Origin of the sequence: Archangium sp., from assembly GCF_036389735.1 — a bacterium.
In the GTDB taxonomy this organism is placed as follows: domain Bacteria; phylum Myxococcota; class Myxococcia; order Myxococcales; family Myxococcaceae; genus Archangium.
Genome location: NZ_DASVWK010000679.1, coordinates 1 through 15397, shown reverse-complemented (window position 1 = coordinate 15397; position 15397 = coordinate 1). Strand labels below are relative to the sequence as shown.

The following is a 15397-nucleotide window of genomic DNA, read 5'->3' as shown; positions in this document are numbered from 1 at the left end:
TGAAGCGCTCGGGGCGCATTGCCTCGGAGCGAGCGCGCCACTTCTCCCATGAGTCGTCCACGGACGAAGTGTGTCGTAGAGTCAACACACTCGCAAGCCCGCGGCCCGTGCGCAACGCATAGGGCGAGGAGATTCGTCAGGGGTTGCTGGCCTCGGTGTTTTCAGGCCCCCGCTCGTCTCCACCCCCCCCAAGCTCCACCCAACCCTTCGATGCTCTCGAGAAGCCCTCGTGCATCTCTTCCGCCCGAATCCCCATGTTCGAGGAAGGCGTCGGCTCTTACGGAAGGCGGAGGGCAGCATGCAAGAGGACCACATGCAGGGGGACGAGCAGTACCTGTCTTCCCGACTGGAGGAGTTGGACAGCGATGACACCCTGCTCCAGGCCCTCGCCCGCCCCGAGATTGTGTTCCCGGTGCCCCAGCGGGGAGAGCGACTGGGCGGGCCCGAGGACCACCGCTTCCAGATTCTGGAAGAGCTGGGCGCGGGCGCCATGGGCCAGGTCTTCCGCGCCTGGGACGAGCAGCTCCAGCGCACCGTTGCCCTGAAGTTCCTGGCGCCCCGACAGGAACGGGACTCCTCCGAGCTCCTGCTGCGCGAGGCCCGAGCCATCGCTCGGCTCGACCACGAGAACATCGTCCGCATCCATGATGTCGCGGAATGGAGCAAGGGGCCGGGGTACCCCCGTGTCCCCTTCCTGGTCATGGAATGCCTGGAGGGGGAATCACTCGCCGCCGTGATGAAGCGTGGGCGTCCGGGTTTGAGACAGGCCGTGGAGTTGCTGTACGGAATTTCCTCGGGGCTGGCGCACGCGCATGCGCACCACGTCATCCACCGGGATCTCAAGCCCAGCAACGTCTTCCTGACCCGCGAGGGGCGGGTGACACTGCTGGACTTTGGCCTGGCCCACGTGGCGGCCGAGTCCTCCGACATTCCCCACCTGCCCAAGGCCGGCACGCCTCTCTACATGGCGCCCGAGCAATGGAGGGGTGGAGCACAGGATGAGCACACCGACGTGTGGGCGGCGGGCGTGCTCTTCCACGAGCTGCTCACCGGCAAGCCCCCATACCAGTGCTCCACGAGACGGGAGTTGGAGAAGCGGGTTCTCTCCCCGGAGCCCGTGTCCCCGGTGCGCGCGCACCTGCCGGAGCTGCCCGAGGACGTGGCGCGGTTGGTGATGGCCATGCTGGCGAAGGAGCCCTCCCAACGCCCGTCCTCGGCCGAGCTGCGCGAGCGGTTGCGGCGACTGGTGCAGGAGCTTGGCCCCTGGCGGGAGTCGTCACGCCACCTCGCCCCGGAGCGCCGGCAGGTGACGCTCCTGGTGTGCCGGCTGGTGGGTCTGTCCGAGCTGGTGGAGCGCCTGGGCTCCGAGGACGTCGACGAGGTGGAGTCCGCCTTCCACCGGCTTGCCTCCCGGTTCATCCTGCGGGACGGGGGACTGCCCGCCCTGTTCATGGGAGACGAGGTGCTCGCCTGCTTCGGCTACCCGCTGGCCCGAGAGGAGGACCCGGAGCGAGCCGTCCATGCGGGCCTGAAGCTGTCCCGGGAGCTCCCGTCCACCTTGAAACAGGAGTGCCCCGGCACGCCCCTGGAGACGGTGGCGGTGCAGGTCGGATTGCACACGGACTCGGTGGTGTTCGACGACCTTCAACCGGAGCCGCGGGAGCACACGCTCTCCATCCAGGGCAAGGCGCCCCGGGTGGCCTCCGCGCTGGCACGGCGGGCCGAGCCGGGCACGGTGCTGCTCAGCAACACGACCTGGTCGCTGGTGCCGGGCTCCTTCGAAGCCGAGGCGCGCGAGCCCCTGCCCGCGGAGGGACGGGCGCCTCCGGTGGAGACCTGGCACGTGAAAGGTGCGCGCCAGACGGCGCTGCGCTTCGAGCAGGCCCGGGCCTCCAGAAGCCTCACCCCGTTGGTGGGACGGGAGTCGGAGCTGCGGCGGCTCCAGTCGTGCTGGGAGTGGAGCCGCCAGGGCCACGGGGCCTGTGTCCTCCTCGAGGGCGAGGCCGGCATTGGCAAGTCACGCCTGCTGCTGGAGTGGAGCGAGCGCCTCCTGCCCCAACAGGGCCTGGTGCTCCGCGCCCAGTGCTGGCTGCGGTCCCAGGCCAGCGCCTTCGCCCCCATCGTGGAGATGCTGAGGAACATCTTGCGGTTGGATCCGGAGGCGCCCCCCGAGCAGAACCTGCGCTGGGTGGAGCGGAGGATGGCCCTGCGCGGCTTGAGCCCGGAGCAGACGCGCGCGGTGGCCTCGCTGCTCTCGCTGCCCGTGGCCCAGGCGTCGCCCCATCTGCGGCTCCCCCCGCAACGACAGAAGGAGGAGACCCTCCGCGCCCTGATGGAGCTGCTGTGGCGTGTGGCCCTCGAGGGCCCCGTGTTGTACATCATCGAGGATCTGCACTGGGCGGACCCGTCCACGTTGGAGTACCTCGCCTTCCTGGTGGAGCACCTGGAGCCCCACCCCGTGCTGCTCCTGCTGAGCGTGCGTCCCCACTTCCGCCCCGCCTGGCCCCCACGGCCCTGGATGCACCAGATGACCCTGGAGCGCCTGGCGCCGGAGCAGACGGCGGACCTGGTGCGGAAGACGGCCGGGAGCCGGACCCTGTCGGAGGGGCTGGTGTTCCAGCTCGTGAAGCGCACGGATGGCATTCCCCTCTTCATCGAGGAGCTGACGCACCGGGTGCTGGAGTCCGCACCGGGCGTGGAGACTCCCATCCCCGCCACCCTGCGCGGGCTGCTGATGGCGCGGCTGGACACGCTGCCCCTGGCACGCAAGGCGCTGGTGCAGCTGTGCGCGGTGGTGGGGCGGAGCTTCAACCTCGCCCTGCTCTCGGCCCTCACCGGACACGACGAGCCCACGCTGCGCGAGGAGTTGCACGGATTGGTCGAGGCGGGGTTGCTGGAGCCACAGGAGAATGCCGCGGAGCCGGGCTACCAGTTCCGCCACGCGCTCATCCAGGAGGCGGCCTGGGACTCGCAGTTGCGCGGCACACGCCGCCAGCACCACCGGCGCATCGCCCAGACGCTGATGGAGCGCTTCCCCAAGGTCGTCGAGGCGTGTCCCGAAGTGCTGGCCTGGCACTACACCCAGGCGGCGGACACCGAGCCGGCGCTGCGCTACTGGGCCCGGGCCGGAGCGCGTGCCCTCGGGCGCTCGGCCAACCTGGAGGCCATCAATCACTTCCAGCAGGCGCTGGCGCTGGTGCACGGCCTGCCCGAGCCCCCGCGCCGCCGGAGCGAGGAATTGAAGCTGCTCCTCGCCCTGGGCATTCCCCTGATGCAGAGCCAGGGCTTCGCCTCGCCCGAGCTGGAGCGCACCTATGCGCGAGCCCACGCGCTCTTCCTGGAGGAAATGGACAAGCCGGGGCGGGTGGCACTGCCGGACTGGAGCTGGGGCCTCTACTCCTATTTGTTCGCCCGGGCCCGCTTCCGCGAGGCGCACGAGCTGGGGCAGAAGGCGGTGGAGGTGGGGCGGCGCCAGGACAACCGCGAGGTACTGACCCTGGGCTACCGGATGATCGCCACCATCCTCTTCACCCACGGCCACATGACCGAGGCCCTGGCGAAAGTGAAGGCGGCGCTGGCCTGCTCGGACTTCTCCCTCGAGCAACACCGCGACCTCGCCGTGAGGCACTGGGTCAACCCCCGCGCCGTGGTGCTGGCCTATGCCTCCGTCGTCCACTCGGCGCTCGGCCACCCTGACCTGGCCGAGGAGTCCGGCCGCGAGGCCGTGGCCCTGGCCCGGGAAATCGCCCACCCGCATACCCTGGCCTACGTGCTGACGTACGTGGCCTTCGGCTGCCAGTTCCGCCTGGACCTGGTGCAGGCCGTGGAGCGCTCCGAGGAGTGCATCGCGCTCTCCCACGAGAACCACTTCCTGCTGTGGCACGAATGGTCGACCATCACCCGGAGCTGGGCGCTGGCCCGGATGGGGAGGCTGGAGGAGTACCCGGTGCTCCACGCCCACCTCGAGCGCTGGCAAGCCATGGGCATCCGCAGCGGCATGCCGGCCTTCCACGGCATGCTCGGGGAGGTCTACCTGATGATGGGGAAGAGCAACGAGACGGTGGCGGAGGCCCAGAAGGGACTGGTGTGGGCGGAGAGGACGGAGGAGTGCTCCTTCGAGGCGGAGCTCCACCGGCTCCACGGCGAGGGCCTGCGGTCCATCTGCCAGGAGGACGCAGCGCGGCACTGCTTCCTGAGAGCACTCGCCCTGGCCCGCCATCAGCACGCCGGTACCTTCGAGCTGCGCGCCATGACGAGCCTGTGCCGCCAACTCCGGGACCAGGGGAAGCGGGAGACCGCACACCAGCGGCTGTCCAGGCTCTGCCACCAGTTCGACGCGGGGCTCGACTCGACCGACCTGCGCGAGGCCCGGACTCTTCTCGAGCAGCTCTCCCAGGGCCAGGACATGGCCCTATGAAGGATGCCAGCCGTCACACTCGTGTGCCAGACCACCGGAACCAGCGCCAGCGGCCCCTGGGGCAGCACCAACGTGTGGAACAAGGTACGTCTCGGCACGCTGCCCGTAGAACCTCGTGAGGTTCGTCCCTGGCGGAGACGCCAGGGACGCCACGGTGATCAGACCTGATGGAGTTGGAGGAGGTTGCCGCACGTATCCTCGAGTATGGCGATGGTGACCGGCCCCGCCTGTGTTGGCTTGGACCGGAACACCACACCCAACTTCGTCAGCCTCTCATACTCCTTCTGGCAATCCTCCACGGCGAATGACGTCCAGGGGATGCCTGCCTCGAAGAGAGCCTTTTGATAGACCTTGGCGGCCGGGAAGACGTTTGGCTCGAGGGACAACTCGACATCGGCTGGCCCCTCGGGCGAGACGACGGTCAACCATCTGAACTCCCCGGCCGGCAGCTCGGTCTTCTTGATGAAACCCAAGACCTCCGTATAGAAGCGCAGGGCCTTGGTCTGGTCGTCTACCACCACACTCGTCAGGTTGATCTTCATCACGACCTCCAGATGACGCGGAAGGGATTGCGGTCCAGCTATCGCGCTTCGCGTGCGAGCACCGTCGCCCGACCGAGCTCCTCCACCACGGAGAAGCCATGCCGCTCCAGCTCGGGCACCGCCAGACGCCGGAACGTCACCACCCGATTGTAGGTGGAGTCACGCATCGCGGTCTGGAAGTTTTCGTCCTCGGGCCGGTCCGCCGTCAGCCAGGGAATGTGCCTGCCGATATAGAAGTAGCCCCCCGCTCCCCACACGCTCTCGTTGGGCACCTCGTTGAGGATCAGCAGGCCCCGCGCCTCGGGTGAGCGGGTCGCGCGCACGATGGCCTGGAAGTGCTCCCTCTTCTTCGGTGGATCAATCCGCTTGAAGATCGCCAGCGAGACGGCCAACGCCCCCAGCGCGGCGACGGTCCGTGCCTTGACGCCTCGGAGCGACGCGAGCAGCTCCACCGCGGCCGGCGCGGTCCCCACGACCCAGAGCACCACCGCCGGGTAGAGGAAGCGCTCCTCCTTGTGGCCCGTGGCGCTGATGGCCACCAGGTAGAACGCCGAGCACCCCAGGTACAACAGGGCGCCCCGGTGGCGCCGGAGCACCCCCCACAGGCCGAGCCAACTCCACAACGGGAGCACCTTCAGCCAGATGGGCACATAGAAGTCGGCGGGCTCGGCGCCGAACCACTCCGCCGACTTCCCGGAGAAGACGTTGAAGGCGGTATAGGCCCACAGCGAGTGCAGGGGCATGCCCCAGGTGAGCCAGTCAAGCACCGCCAGGCCCAGGGCGACTCCCGCGCCCCCCGCCACCCAGCCCCCGAGGACGCGCCACTGGCGCCCCGCCAGCAGCCAGCCCAGGGACGCGACGACGAAAACCATCGAGCCATACCGGGAGACCACCGCCAGCCCCAGCAACGCGCCGGCCACCACGCCCCGGCGTGTCTGTCGCGCTGGCGCCTCCCCCGACCCGGACGCGGCCAGCCGCTCGAAGGCCAGCACCAGGAAGGCGGCGGAGAAGGACTCGCTGAGCGTGCGCCCCGCGTAGTCGAGCACCGGGCGGTAGAGGGCCACCAGCGCGGTGGCGAACCAGGCCTCGCGCACCGGCAGGGTGCGCCGCGACCACCGCTCCACGGCGGCCAGGGCCGCCAGGTGCAGCGCGTACTGGGGCAACGCGAGCACCGCCCGGTACCCGAGCGGATGGCCGATGCCCAGCACGTCGCACAGCCGCAACAGCCAGGAGAACAGGCCGGGGATGGCCCAGTTGCGCAGGCCCTCCTTCCACTCCCACGCCAGCACGCCGTAGCCGTGGGCGCGGTACCAGGCGGGCTCCAGCACCTGGTACACCTCGTCCGGGTGGACGCGCCCCAGCTGGACGACGGCCAGGATGCTGGGGAGGGCCGCCAGCGTGCAGAGCACCAGCCAGCGCCCGACAGGCACGTGCGAGGTGGGAGAGCCGGGCTCGCGGGGTGGCGGGTTGGGGCTCACCTGCGCGTCTGGAGTTCCGCCTCGGCGTGCGAGTCGTGCGGAGCCTCCACGGACAGCCCCCCGGGACGGATGTGCATCAGGTAGGTGTCCTCCGCGTGCGCCGAGCCTCGCATCTTCACCACGCTGATGCTGCGCGCGAGCTTCCGGTCCCGCCGCTCATAATCCAGCGCGATGATGGCGTCGGGGATGGTGGAGAGGAACGGCGCCGCCGAGTCGTCCTGATGGACCGTGATGGTCTGGGTGAGGAGCGCGCTGCGGCTGTGCTCCCGAACCAGGGACGAGAAGCCGATGATGAACTGGCGGAAGCCCCGCGCGGACGTCGAGTGCGCGATGGAGGAGATGCTGTCGAGGACGATGAGGGACGGCTCGAAGTCCTCGAGGCTCTTGCGCAGGTTCACCAGGAGATCCTCCGGGCTGGTGGCCTCGGGGTAGCTGCACTCCACGCGCAGGTGCCCCTTCTTCACCAGCTCTTCCATCGGCAGGCCGAGACTCGCGAAGTTGCGCATGAGGATGCCGTACGTCTCCTCGAAGCCGTAGTAGACCACCCGCTCGCCGCGGGCCGCCCCGGCCCGCGCGTACATGCCGGCCAGCGTCGTCTTCCCGCTGCCCGAGGGCCCTCGCAGCAGCGTGATGGAGTCTCGGAGCCAGCCCCCGTTGGTCATCGTGTCCAGACCCGCGAAACCGCTCGAGAAGCGGCTCGTGGTGGGGCGGGCCTCGGGGGTGCCTTGCACCCCGAAGGGGAACACCATCAGCCCCTTGCCGGTGATGGTGCAGGGGTATTCCCCCTTCTGGTGGGCGCTGCGCCGGTACTTGTGGACCTCGAGGGTCCGCCGCCGGCGTTCGTTGTCCACCAGGTTGCGCAGGATGAGCACCACATCACACACGAAGTCCTCGACGCCGAGCGTCGTCCGGGCGCCGTAATCGTCCGGCGCCTCCGCCGTCACCAGCGCCGTCAGGTCGAGCCGTCGGAAGGTGCGCACCAGCTCGAAGAACTGGTGCCGGAGCCGCTCCTCGGGCGGCTTGGGGCTGAACAGCGCCGTGGCGGAGTCCAGGACGATCACCTGCGCACCGAACTCGGTGACCGCCGCCTCGATGCGGTGCACCAGCGCGGCGATGTCGTACTCCCCCGTGATGATGGTATTCGCATCGAGCGGGAAGGTGAGGTCCGTGAACCGGAGCTTGCCCTGCGCCACCAGCTCCGAGGTCCCGAAGCCGAGCCCGTCTCCGGTGGTGATGAGATCCGCCGGAGTCTCCTCGATGGTGAACACCATCGTCTTGAGCCCCGAGCGGGCGAACTGATTGGCGAGCTGGAGGGCGAGGATGCTCTTCGCCGCACCGCTCTTGCCCGTCAAGAGGGTGGTTCGTCCCTTGGGAAGGCCGCCGTTCGTGATGGTGTCGAGCCCGGGTACGCCTGTTGGCACCTTCTGCATTGTGTTCATCTTTTCCGTTCGACCCGTGCGTCACTCAGCAGGTCGGTCACTGCCTGGATCTGATCCAGGGCTCCCAGGTAATAGGCCCGCGGCGAGGGAACGCGCTTGACGAGCGTGGGGGTAAAGGCAATCCGGTCCTCGTCGAACGAGGGGGGGCGCTCCTTGGAGAGATCCACGACCTGGAGCTGGACCTGGGAGCGCTCGTAGCCGGCGAGCAGCTTCTCGAGGTTGCGCAGCGCTCGCAGCGACACGGGGGAGGCCTCGCTGATGTAGAGCACGAGATCCACCTTCGCCGCCTTGTGAACCTCCTGCTTCATCTGGGTCCGCTCCAGATGATCCTTGGTCCTCACGAGCTCGCGGTCGCGCACCGGGGCGAGGATCTCGTGGAGCTTGAAGAGAAACTTGTCCACGTCGATGGGCTTGCGGATGACGCGGTAGCCCGCCGTGCCTTCGAGATGGGAGGCCCCGGTGAGGACGAGCGACTCACAGTTGAGGAAGCCCTCCTCCGCGGCCTGGGCCAGCATGCGAGCCCCATCGAAGTCCGGGAGGTTGTAGTCGGTGACCACGAGGTGGAACGACTCCCGGCGCAGCGCCGCGAGCCCTTCACCGGCTGTCGCCGCCACGGTGACGTTGTAGCCGGCCGCCTCGAGCACTTCCTGGAGTGCCTCGCGGATGTCCGGGTCATCCTCGACGTACATCACTCGCAGTCCCAAAGATGCCACGCGTGCTCCCAGGCTCGACCCAAATTTCGTAATAAATTCAGCGAGGTCCCCATACCAGAGTTCAGGGGTCTTGTTCCCTTAAACCCGCGAGGAGCAGGACACGGGTGGAGGTAGATCAACGCGAGGGAGCAGAGGAAAAATTCCTCGGAAGTCCAAGCAGCCGAGGGGCGTCTCCTTCCGTCCAGGTTTCGTGGTACCCGGGAGTGCCGTGGAGATGTGGATCACCCCCTTTGAGCTGCAACATACCCCCGACGCGCTCGCCGGGGTCTTCCCGAGCCCCTTTGACGAGCTCGGCCCCCACGCCCTGGCGCGCCAGGCCGCGGAGGTGATGCAGGCGGAGCTCCGAGCGGGCTTCATCGCCCCGGGAATTCCGACCGCGACGCTCGATGGCCCCGAGGGCGGCAAGATGTTCGGCGTGCTGGTCGTCCGACAGCCCGATGGGCGCATCGGGTTCCTGCGGTCCTTCTCCGGCATGCTCGCCGGGCGATGGGAGCTCGCGGGCTTCGTCCCGCCGCTCTTCGATCGCGAGGCCCGTGCCCAGGTGGAGCCCGCGGGCGAGAGCGTGGTGAAGGAGCTGTTCGCCCGCGCCGAGGCGCTCCGGACCTCAGCGGAACTCGTCTCCCTGCGGACCGCCCATGAAGCACAGGAGGCCCGCCACACGGCGGAGCGAGCGGCACTGCGTGCCCGGCACGAGGAGAACCGGCGGAGACGCCATGCCCGACGGGCCGAGCTCACGGCCTCGAACGTGCTCGCGGAGGCCGAGAAGCGCGAGGCCCTCCACGCGCTCGATCAGGAGAGCCGGGGCGACAAGGCGGAGTGGCGCCGGTTGGAGGCGGCGCGGGAGGAGGAGCGTCGGGCGCTCGTGCCGAGGAGAGCGCGGCTGGAGCGGCGGCTTCAGGCCCTCGAGCGCCTGCGGCGGATCGTCTGTCGCGCGCTGATGAAGCGCATCCACGACACCTATCGCATCCCGAATGCGCGGGACGAGCGGCGTCCCCTGCGGGCCCTGTTCGCCCCCGGAGAGCCTCCCTCGGGCGCCGCCGACTGCGCGGCACCGAAGCTCCTCGCCCATGCCTTCACGCACGGCCTGCGTCCGCTCGCGCTCGCCGAGTTCTGGTGGGGCGCTCCACCGTCCTCGGGGGGACGCGTCGCCGGCGCGTTCTATGCCGCCTGCCGGGACAAGTGCGGGCCCCTCCTCCCCTTCATGCTGGAGGGCCTGCGCGTCGCGTCTCGCCGCGCCTTCTCGCCACCGTCCGTCGTGGCCGAGGAGCTGTCCATCGTCTTCGAGGACGCGTGGGTCGTCGTGGTCGACAAGCCCCAGGGGCTGCTCTCCATCCCCGGGAAGGACGCCTCGGTGACGGACTCGGTGCTCGCCCGGCTGCGCGCCCGGTATCCGCACGCCACGGGTCCGCTCCTCGTGCATCGGCTCGACCTGGACACCTCGGGCCTGCTCGTCGCGGCGCTCGATGCACGCACGCACGCGGAGCTGCAGCGGCAGTTCGCCCGCCGCGAGGTCCACAAGCGCTACGTGGCCTGGGTCGAGGGACACGTCCGGGGCGAGCAGGGAACCATCGACTTCCCGATGCGTGTCGACCTCGACGACCGGCCCCGGCAGATTCACGACCCCGTGCACGGCAAGTCCGCGGTCACCCGGTGGCAGGTGCTCGAGCGACGCGGAGGGCGCACCCGCGTGGCCTTCTTCCCCCTCACCGGGAGAACCCACCAACTGCGCGTCCATGCGGCGCATCCCCTCGGACTCGGGGCACCCATCATCGGAGACCGCCTCTATGGGCACGCGGACAGCCGCCTGCACCTGCACGCGGAGTCGCTCTCGTTCCAGCACCCGGAGTCGGGACAGCGCGTCTCCTTCGAGCGGCCAGCGCCCTTCTGAGGCAAGGTGAGCACCCATGAGTACGAAGCAGGATCTGCCGATCGTTCCCTTTGAATCGCAACGGGCCTGGGAGAAGTGGCTCGACAAGCATCACGCCACGTCCCAGGGGCTCTGGCTCAAGATCGCCAAGAATGGCTCGGGCATCGACACGGTATCCTATGCGGAAGCGCTCGAGATCGCGCTCTGCTACGGGTGGATCGATGGACAGAAGGGCTCGTTCGATGAGCAGTTCTGGCTCCAGCGGTTCACCCCCCGCAGGGCGAGGAGCAAGTGGTCCAAGGTGAACCGCGAGAAGATCGCCACGCTCATCGAGCAGGGCCGCATGAAGCCGGCGGGCCTGAAGGAAGTAGAGCTGGCCAAGGCCGACGGCCGGTGGGACGCGGCCTATGACTCCCAGAAGAACGCCACCGTCCCCGAGGACCTCCAGCGCGAGCTGGAGAAGAACCCGAAGGCCTTGAAGTTCTTCGCCTCATTGGACAGCGCGAACCGGTACGCGATCCTGTTCCGTCTCCACGACGCCAAGAAGCCCGAGACCCGGGCGAGGCGCATCACGCAGTTCGTCACCATGCTCGGCGAGCACAAGAAGCTCCACGAGTGAGCTAAGCTCGTCCCCACCATGGAGCGCACCCGAGCAGTCTCCCCTCCCCTTTCCGACGAGAGCGCCCCGCGGGGACTGGCCTCCTTGGAGCCCAGCCCGAAGACGCTCCCGCTACGGGACTGGGTGGAGACGGTCAGCTCCCCAGGGGTGGTCCACGACGATGTGGAGGCGCTCCTGGGCAGGCTCTCCGGCCCCCTCGCGGAGGGAGAGCTCCCGCGCGAGCGGGCGGACCAATTGCTGCGCCTCCTCCAGGACGAGGAGCTCGGAGAGCTCACCAGCCGGGACGGGCGCCAGGTGCGCCCCGCGGCGCTGGAGGCGCTCCTGTCGCTCGGCTATCCCTATGCGCTCGAAGTGCCACCCGAGGTGCTGGAGCGGATGCGCGAGCCCGGCGCCCGGGCGCTGTCCCGCTCCGCACGCTGGGGCCTGGGACTGGCCGCTTTCGCCGCGCTGCTGCCGAGCGTGTTGGTCGCGTCGAGCACGCGCGACTGGTGGAACTCCGTCGATGAGCTGGCGATCCTCGGGGGAGTCATGCTCCTCCCAGCGGCCCTGTCCGCCCTGGCCGAGCGATATCGCGTGGGGTGGCTGAAGTACCTCGGCAACCTGGGCCTCGTGCTGTTGAGCTCGGGCAGTCTGCTCTTGTCGTGGGTGATCTTGCACGGCGGGGCTCCGAAGGAGGCCTTCACCAGCCTGACCATCGGCCTCTCGCTGCTGGGAAGCGCGTTCTGCCTGCGGCACCGCAAGGACCTGGAAGACTGAGCGCATGAAAGCGGCGGAGGCGGTGGAGTCGAAGGTCGGGGAGACCCGTCCGAGCACCCGGCTCGTGTGGGGGCTCACCGCGCTCATGCTGGCGCACCACTTCGGGCTGTGGGCGTGGACCGCGTTCCACCGGGGCATCCCCCTGCTCGAGGGACTCGACCGCTGGGACGCCACCCACTACAGCACCCTCGTGACGCGAGGCTATGTGCCTCCGCTCTGGGCCTTCCTGCCGCTCTACCCCTGGGTGGTGGGGCTCGTGCGCACGCTGCTCGGAGGTGAGGTGCCTGCCCCGGTGTTGGGCTGCGTGCTCTCCACCGCCTTCCTGCTGGCCTTCGCCGGCTGGGTACAGCGGCGGGGCGTGGGCTCTCCGCTCGCGCCACGGACCGTGTGGGGCTGGTTCTTCTTCCTCTACAGCCCCGCCAGCTTCGCCCTGCACTCGCACCACACCGAGGGGCTGTTCCTCCTGCTGTCCCTCGGCGCGTTCGCCTCCGCCTGGAAGGGACGCTTCTGGCCAACGGCGCTGTTCGCCGCGCTGTGCGTGTGGACTCGCAACCAGGGGGTGTTCGTGGCCGTGGCCTCGGCGCTCCTGCTGGCCGAGCGCGCGGAGGGGGTCCGTGACCGACTCACCCGCTTCGTCGGGCTCGGAGCCCTGGCACTCGCTTCCTATGGAGGGCTGATCGCCTTCGAGTGGCTCGCGGCTGGAGATCCGCTCGCGCACCTCCATGCCCAGGCGAGCTGGGGCCACGTGGACACCGCGTGGCAGGCGCTGCGCACCCTCTGGTTCGGAAACCCCGGGCAGGTCCTGCGTGGCTGGTCACTCCTGCGGGGCCTCTTCTTCGCCGTGCTGCTGGTGACCTCGCTGGTGCTCCTGCGCGAGAGCCGGCCATTGGGAATCTACGGGCTGCTCTCGCTGGCCGTGCAGTTGCCGCAGGGCGACGTCTACAACGCGTTCCGCTTCGGCGCGGTGCTCTTCCCCCTGCTCTTCTGGCTGGGAGACTGGCTCGCCGCGCGCCCGGCCTGGCTGCGCTGGCCCCTCGCCGTGCTCACCCTGTGGCTCAACCACCGGGTGACGCACGGGTACTTCATCGGCCTCTGGGCTTACTGACCGCGCGGCGACACCGAGGACGGGAGTACGAGTGTTGGCCTTTGAGCGGGCAGTTCCGCTTCACTCGTCTCCCAGGATTCCTAATGACCGCCCGATGTGGGTAGGCTCACTGCATGAGCGAGGCCACTCTCACCTGGCTGCATCTCACGGATGTCCACGTTGGGGCTTCGAAGAACGGGTACAACCCGGAGAATCTCCTCGAGCTACTCGTCAGTGATGTCGAGCAGCTCTTGAGAGACAAGAAGCTCCCAGCCCCCGATCTCGTGTTCTTCACGGGAGACCTGGTCCAATCAGGCCTCTCCCCCCAGTACATGGCGCTTAACGGGCTGCTGGACCGCTTCTGGAGGCGAATGAAGGGTGTGCTCAAGCGCGAGCCACTCCTGGTGCCCGTGCCCGGAAATCATGACCTCGCCTGGCAGGAGCTCTCGCTCGATGAGCTCGTCCTCTGGCGCACCTTCCACACGCTCTCCGGAGAGGTACGCAACCAGTTCTTCGACAACCCCTGCTCCGCGGCGAGCGGCTACTGGCTGCGCGAGCGCGTCACGACGGCGTTCGCCGCGTACACGCAGTGGCTCCAGACCACGACCCTCCCGGTCCTGGCCCGTGGGGGCCCCGGCATCGTTCCCGGCCAGTACGCCACCAGTTGGACGAGTAGGGAAGGCCTGAAGGTGGGCATCCTCGCCCTGAACTCGGCCTACTATGACCTGCCCTCCAAGCAGCGGCCCGAGGAGGGCAAGCTGGCGCTTTACATGGAGCAGCTCGAGCCGCTCCTGGAAGGACAGACTCTCTCGGAGTGGTGCGACCGACATCACCTCTGCCTGATGCTGACCCACCATCCCCCCTCCTGGCTCGACGAGCACCCGAGAGCCCGGCTCGAGGAGTTCGTCGTTACCCCGAATCAGATCGCGCTCCACCTGTGCGGCCACCTGCACGACGTGGAGGCAAGTCATTGGGGCACCGGTTGGGGTGAGCGGACCCTGCTCTACCAAGGACGCTCGGTGTCGGGGCTCGATGGTTACCTGCAACAGCAGCCCCCAAGCTTTGGCTATGCCCTGGGAGCCCTGTCCTTCACGGGGGGCCAGCGGGAAGCGAGGCTCCGCATGTACCCCAGGTTCATCCTCCACAATCAGAGACCGTTCGTCTTCCGCCCCGAACCGACCACGGAGCCAAACACCCAGGCCCTGCCTGAGAAGCGCGTGCTCGTCCGCCCCTGGCTGAAGCAGGGGGGGCCGCAAGACGACAGGGCGGACGTGCGGGACGAAGCCAGGCAGTTGGATGTCAGTCCCCGCCCCATTCCCATTCAGGAGGCGAATGAGATTTTCGAAAGGTTGACGCTTCCCAGGAGCGATGGAAGGTGTGGCGTCTACCTGCGTGCTCCCTCCCGCTTTGGGAAGACGCACCTCGTCCAATGGCTCACGAAGGAGATCCAGGCCCAGACCACCGAGGATCTGAGGATCCCGATCCGGATCGATCTCGTGTCCTGGTCGTCCGAGAAGAACTGGGAGCCCGTGCTGACGGGCATCCTGGAATACATCAGCGAGGCCACCCAGGTGGACAACATCGCCTCGACGACGTTCGAGCTCTCCATCCGGAAGACCCTGCAACGGCTGCGCGCCGCTTCGCAGAAAAAGGTGGTCCTGGTTCTCATGTTCGAGTCGCTCGATACGTTGAACCCGGCGATCCGGGGATACTTCGAGGCCCACCTGCGCGCGGCCTTCGATCGGCTCGGCTACCGGTCTCAGCCAGACGGAGGGCTGCGCGTGTTGTTGGCCTCCAGGTTCCCCCGCGCCACGACCCTGCTCAACCCGGCCGGTGGCTCCTCCCTGCTGCCCTTCCTCCATGAAATCCAGCTCAAGCCCCTCTCCCGCGAGGCCGCCCTGGCATGGGCCCGGCAGCATGAGCATTGGACGGACGCGGACGAGACCCTGCTTTGGATCTACCAGCAGACCCAGGGACATCCGGAGTTCTTCACCCGCCTCGTCCTCGAGACGAAACCCCTGGAAGGAGAGCGCTGGCTGGAGCTGCTGCGTGAAAGCCAGGACAACGAGGAGAGCGCGCGCGTCCTCTACTCGTCCGCGCAGAATCTCATCACCCAGGCGGCGGAGCTGGTGAAACAGACAGCCGAGGAGTTCTGGCAATCCCTTCCACCCACCTACCAGAACCGGATCGTGCGCCCTCAGCCCAATCGCCTCAAGACCACGCCTCGCAAGCTCACCCCGGAGGAAGCGTGTCTGGCGAGTGGTCTGTTCCTGAGGCACGGGAACGGAACCCTCGAGATGATTCCTTTCGCCCAACACGTGCTCGAGTTGGCCAGCGTTGAGAGCGGAGAGACGCAGTCATGAGCGGGTTCACCACGGCCGGCGCGATTCCCATCGACAACCTCTACGTCCGACGCGCCGCGGATGAGGATCTGCTGGAGCGTCTACAGGCTTTCGAGTACTGCTATGTCCTCGCACCACGC

The 15397-nt window shown here is 68.3% G+C and carries 10 protein-coding genes; 6 read left to right on the top strand and 4 right to left on the bottom strand.

Annotated elements, in window-relative coordinates:
* Nucleotides 1-298: 298 nt before the first annotated feature.
* Nucleotides 299-4417 carry a protein kinase domain-containing protein gene (locus VF794_RS23905; protein ID WP_331114179.1) on the top strand — a complete coding sequence of 1373 codons (4119 nt, stop codon included), beginning with the start codon at nucleotides 299-301 and terminating at the stop codon, nucleotides 4415-4417.
* Between the two features lie 158 nt (nucleotides 4418-4575).
* Here the strand turns inward: VF794_RS23905 and VF794_RS23900 are convergent, their stop codons facing one another.
* Genes VF794_RS23900 through VF794_RS23885 form a run of 4 tightly spaced genes read right to left on the bottom strand, consistent with a single transcriptional unit; the run spans nucleotide 4576 to nucleotide 8589 of the window.
* A complete protein-coding gene (locus VF794_RS23900) occupies nucleotides 4576-4959 on the bottom strand; it encodes a VOC family protein (RefSeq protein WP_331114177.1) in 384 nt (127 codons plus the stop codon).
* 38 nt (nucleotides 4960-4997) lie between these two features.
* On the bottom strand, nucleotides 4998-6437 hold the full coding sequence (locus VF794_RS23895; RefSeq protein WP_331114175.1) for a mannosyltransferase: 1440 nt from the start codon (nucleotides 6435-6437) through the stop codon (nucleotides 4998-5000).
* On the bottom strand, nucleotides 6434-7867 hold the full coding sequence (kaiC, locus tag VF794_RS23890) for a circadian clock protein KaiC (protein WP_331114173.1): 1434 nt from the start codon (nucleotides 7865-7867) through the stop codon (nucleotides 6434-6436). Before kaiC ends, VF794_RS23895 begins: the two co-directional genes overlap by 4 nt.
* Nucleotides 7868-7872: 5 nt before the next feature.
* On the bottom strand, nucleotides 7873-8589 hold the full coding sequence (locus tag VF794_RS23885; RefSeq protein ID WP_331114171.1) for a response regulator: 717 nt from the start codon (nucleotides 8587-8589) through the stop codon (nucleotides 7873-7875).
* Nucleotides 8590-8803: 214 nt separating this feature from the next.
* Between VF794_RS23885 and VF794_RS23880 the strand changes: the two genes are divergently transcribed.
* The 5 genes from VF794_RS23880 to VF794_RS23860 all read left to right on the top strand — a co-directional run bounded on the left by VF794_RS23880 (nucleotide 8804) and on the right by VF794_RS23860 (nucleotide 15278).
* A complete protein-coding gene (locus tag VF794_RS23880) occupies nucleotides 8804-10477 on the top strand; it encodes an RluA family pseudouridine synthase (RefSeq protein WP_331114169.1) in 1674 nt (557 codons plus the stop codon).
* Nucleotides 10478-10493: 16 nt separating this feature from the next.
* Nucleotides 10494-11075 (top strand): YdeI/OmpD-associated family protein, encoded by a 582-nt coding sequence (locus VF794_RS23875; protein ID WP_331114168.1) that lies wholly within the window; start codon nucleotides 10494-10496, stop codon nucleotides 11073-11075.
* 84 nt (nucleotides 11076-11159) lie between these two features.
* The gene (locus VF794_RS23870) at nucleotides 11160-11831 is read left to right on the top strand and encodes a hypothetical protein (RefSeq protein WP_331114166.1); all 672 of its coding nucleotides are present in this window, start codon (nucleotides 11160-11162) and stop codon (nucleotides 11829-11831) included.
* 4 nt (nucleotides 11832-11835) lie between these two features.
* Nucleotides 11836-12936: a hypothetical protein gene (locus tag VF794_RS23865; RefSeq protein WP_331114164.1), complete on the top strand. Its 1101-nt coding sequence runs from the start codon at nucleotides 11836-11838 to the stop codon at nucleotides 12934-12936.
* Nucleotides 12937-13049: 113 nt separating this feature from the next.
* Nucleotides 13050-15278: a metallophosphoesterase family protein gene (locus VF794_RS23860; RefSeq protein ID WP_331114162.1), complete on the top strand. Its 2229-nt coding sequence runs from the start codon at nucleotides 13050-13052 to the stop codon at nucleotides 15276-15278.
* The last annotated feature ends 119 nt before the right edge of the window (nucleotides 15279-15397 follow it).